Consider the following 3,316-nt stretch of genomic DNA (forward strand, 5'->3'; position numbering starts at 1 on the left):
GCCTGGCAGCAGGCCCTGCTGGTGGCGCCGCGGCTGGTGCTGGCGGTATTGGGCGCCGGCTTCATCGCCGCCCTGGTGCCGCCGGAACTGGTCGCCGCCGTCGTCGGGCGGGACACCGGCATCGCGGGGCTGTTCATGGCCAGCCTGATCGGCGCCTTGGTGCCCGGCGGCCCGATGCTGGCCTTTGCCATTGGCGGGGCCGCCCTGGAGGTTGGCGCCGGCACGCCGCAGATCCTGGCTTTCGTGATCGCCTGGTCGCTCTACAATCTGAACCGCACCCTGGTCTGGGAAATCCCGATCATCGGCCGCCGCCCGGCTCTGCAGCGCCTTGCTGTGTCGGTGCCGATACCCGTCCTCGCCGGCCTTGCCATAAGTCAGCTGGCGCTGCCCTAACGGCTTAAGCGCAAGGCCGCTCTCTTTAAGCGCGCAAGAGCGGTCTGGAGCATACGCGCTTGAGTCGAATAAATGTTCATGATATGTTCTTTCGTTGGGAGGGCGTAATCGAAGGAGGCAGTCAGAGAATGGTTCCCCCCGCACTGAAATCGAAAGGATCCGTTGCCCGCAATACGGCGGTCGAACCTGCAGACACCCGAAGCACGAAGTCGGCACTGGCGGCGCTGGGCCTCTATGAGGTGCCGAAGACGGGTCTGACGCCGTGGCCCGACGAGCGAATGTTCGATGCGATCGAGCGCTTTCAGGAATACAAGGGCCTGAAGACCGACGCGGAGATGAAACCTGATGGCGAGACAGTTCGGGAACTATCGCAGGCACTGGGAAAGACGGGCCTGCGTTTCCGCAACGGTCGATCTCACGGCGGTCGCGGTTCAGCACATGGACTTCGGCTGAAGAAGCGAGAAACGCTGCGGGAAAAGCCAGCAGACGATTTGGCTGTCGGAAGCGTTCGTTTGTCGAAGCGCGGGAAAGAAACGATCGGGTCGAATCTGGATGTCGGAATACATCCCTTTGACGTTAAGAAGGGCATCAGCGTCGACGCGGTCAGCAATACGCTTGGGGTCGATGGCATTCGATATACCGTGGATTGGTATGCTCTGGACAAGGACGGCAACGTGATCCCAGAGTTTCGCCGGCCGAATCACCGGCCTCAGGAGGCCGGCGGGCATCTGCTGCCCTTCGAGCCCAGCCGTCGAGACTTCAAGCCGCCGTTCAAAAGTGCACACGGCTACAGGGCAATCATCCGCGTTCCGCCACAACCGTCCTACAGCGGCAAATCAGCGGGGCCGGTCCTCAGAGTTTATGAACTGCAATGAGACGTTGGCGTCTTTCCGGCGGCCGGGCTTCGGTCGTCGGCTTTGCCATCCTCGCGCTTCTTCTGGGCGGTTTGGTGTTGCTGGGTTTCGATATGCTGATCTGGCGGGCCGGGCCGAAGTATATGCGCAGCGACTGTCTCGTTCGGGTCGACCTGGAGTATGTCCAGGAGTCTTGGATCGAGGAGAGCACGGTCAGGTTGCTGATAACAGGGATCGACGGCCGGCGTTACAGGGAGGCTGTTCCGTCTGGAGTCCACTTTCATATGAACCTACTCGGCCTTGTTGACGAACCGCCCTCAATCCGCTTTGCCTACAGCAAGGCCTGCGAGGAGCGTTTCGCGATGACGCAGTTGCTCATCGACGAGTTCGAGCACAACTATCCAGGTCTGGTGCGCTTCACCATCAGCCGGGATCGACTGGACCCAAGGTTCAAGGGCAGTTGCTTCAGCGGTCACAATTGGATCGACAAGGATTGCTAACGGCTTTGCTGCGGTGTGCCAGAGCAAGCATGTTTAGGCGGAAACGCCTTGGGTTTACGCCAGACCGCGTAAGGCCGACCTCCAGCTGACAACTAGGGCAGATAGGCTGGGTCGACGGATCGCTCCGGGTGAGACTGTTGGAGGCGGTTCCATCCAATCCGGGTTGATTCTAGTGCTGGCGGGCGCGCACGATGATGCTGTCGATGGTGTCTTCGCCCAGGGCGCGGCAGGCCTCCAGCCGGTGCAACCCTTCGATCAGCACGAAACGGCCATTGCCCTGGCGCACCGAGATGGGCAGTTTCAGGCCCTCTTCCATGATGCTTTCGGCCAGTTCGTCCACCTGCGCCGGCTTCAGGGTGCGCTTGCGCTTCGCCGGCACGTAGATCTCATCGATTTTCAGGCTGACCGTTTCCATCCCGTCGTCTCCCTTTTCCGCCGCCGCCCACCGGCGCCGGAGGCCCTGCCTGGGGGGCTGGGCCCTCCCGGCGGCTGATGGACAAATCTTACGCCGCGGGCGTTAAGGGAATCTAGCCGGGAGCGTCTGAGCGCTGTGTCGAACCCGATTCTACCCTGTTGTGCGCACTCGGGATACCGCATCGCACCAGCCTTCGTAGCGTTCTTCACGCTCCGCCTGCGCCATCTGCGGCTCGAAACGGGCATCGCATTGCCATTGTCCGGCAATGGCTTCCAGGTCGTTGAAGAGACCGTGGTTGAGGCCGGCCAGGCAGGCCGCGCCCAGAGCGGTGGTCTCGGCCACCTGCGGACGTTCGACTGCGACGCCCAGGATGTCCGCCAACATTTGCAGCATCCAGTCATTGGCCACCATGCCGCCGTCCACCCGCAAGGCCTCCAGCCCGCTGGCACCGTCGGCCCGCATCGCCTCCAGCAGGTCGCGGGTCTGGTAACACACCGCCTCCAGGGTGGCGCGCGCCAGCTCGGCCGGACCGCTGGCCCGGGTCAGGCCGAAAACCGCGCCGCGGGCCTCGGCGTCCCAGTAGGGCGCGCCGAGCCCGGTGAAGGCGGGGACCAGGAAGATCCGCTGGCTGGAGTCGGCCTGCTTGGCCAGGGCTTCCGTCTCGGCGGCCGATTTGATCAGGCCCATGGCGTCCCGCAACCACTGGACCGCGGCGCCGGCGACGAAGATGCTGCCTTCCAGCGCAAAGGTGGTTTGGCCGTCCAGGCGGTAGGCGACGGTGGAAAGCAGCCGGTTCTGGGAGTAGACGAGGTCGCCGCCGGTGTTGAACAGCGCAAAGCAGCCGGTGCCGTAGGTGGACTTCATCATGCCCGCCTCGAAGCAGGCCTGGCCCACGGTGGCTGCCTGCTGATCACCGGCGATGCCGCCGATCGGCAGGGCAGCGCCCAGCAGTGCGGCATCGGTGGAGCCGAAGTCCGCATTGCTGTCGCGCACCTCGGGCAACAGGCTTTCGGGAATGCGCAGCAGTTCCAGCAAATCCGGATCCCAGATCTGGCGCTTGATGTCGAAGATCAGGGTGCGGGCGGCGTTGGTCGCGTCGGTGGCGTGGCCCCGCCCCCCGGTCAGGCGCCACAGCAGGAAGCTGTCCATGGTGC

5 protein-coding genes are annotated in these 3,316 nt (G+C 63.8%); 3 read left to right on the forward strand and 2 right to left on the reverse strand.

The genetic code is table 11. The features are described 5' to 3' along the window. From Q0996_RS19770 to Q0996_RS19780, 3 genes are all read left to right on the forward strand, one after another. On the forward strand, nucleotides 1-393 hold a 393-nt coding region (locus Q0996_RS19770), incomplete at its 5' end, for a hypothetical protein (RefSeq protein WP_299623816.1). A gap of 128 nt (nucleotides 394-521) precedes the next feature. Further along, nucleotides 522-1,268: a peptidoglycan-binding domain-containing protein gene (locus Q0996_RS19775; protein WP_299623818.1), complete on the forward strand. Its 747-nt coding sequence runs from the start codon at nucleotides 522-524 to the stop codon at nucleotides 1,266-1,268. Further along, a complete protein-coding gene (locus Q0996_RS19780) occupies nucleotides 1,265-1,747 on the forward strand; it encodes a hypothetical protein (protein ID WP_299623821.1) in 483 nt (160 codons plus the stop codon). The genes Q0996_RS19775 and Q0996_RS19780 overlap by 4 nt, the downstream gene beginning before the upstream one ends. Before the next feature lie 169 nt (nucleotides 1,748-1,916). Here Q0996_RS19780 and Q0996_RS19785 read toward each other — a convergent pair whose 3' ends face one another. Together Q0996_RS19785 and Q0996_RS19790 are read right to left on the reverse strand one after the other, a co-directional pair. Beyond that, a complete protein-coding gene (locus Q0996_RS19785; protein WP_299623824.1) occupies nucleotides 1,917-2,162 on the reverse strand; it encodes a ParB N-terminal domain-containing protein in 246 nt (81 codons plus the stop codon). Nucleotides 2,163-2,312: 150 nt separating this feature from the next. Then, nucleotides 2,313-3,316, reverse strand: a 1,004-nt coding sequence (locus Q0996_RS19790) for an FGGY-family carbohydrate kinase (RefSeq protein WP_299623827.1), incomplete at its 5' end; no start/stop codon positions are given.

It is taken from the genome of Pelagibius sp., assembly GCF_028289705.1.
Classification (GTDB): domain Bacteria; phylum Pseudomonadota; class Alphaproteobacteria; order Kiloniellales; family Kiloniellaceae; genus Pelagibius.